This is a genomic window from Micromonospora sp. DT178, from assembly GCF_049841695.1.
Classification (GTDB): Bacteria; Actinomycetota; Actinomycetes; order Mycobacteriales; family Micromonosporaceae; genus Micromonospora.
The window spans coordinates 1-251 of record NZ_JBNCKV010000093.1; the positions used below are offsets into that span (position 1 = coordinate 1).

1 protein-coding gene is annotated in these 251 nt (G+C 75.7%); it reads left to right on the top strand.

Translation table 11 applies throughout. From position 1 onward, the window contains the following. Positions 1-251: hypothetical protein (locus ACLQ22_RS32105; RefSeq protein ID WP_425695620.1), on the top strand; the 251-nt coding region annotated here is incomplete at both ends.

Genomic DNA, 251 nt, shown 5'->3' on the forward strand with positions numbered 1-251 from the left:
GTGGCTGCTGTCGGCTAAGACCGAGGTGGCGTTGCGGGCGCAGGCGCAGCGGCTGGCCGGGTTCGTGGCCGACCGGCGCGAGGTCGGGCCGGTCGGGGTGGGGCGGGCGTTGGCGGCCCGGTCGGTGTTTGCGCATCGGGCGGTGGTGGTGGCCGGGGATGTGGACGGGTTCCTGGCCGGGTTGCAGGATCTGGACGCCTCGCCGGTGGTGGTGCGTGGTGTCGCGGCCGGTGCGGGTAGCGCGACGGGTC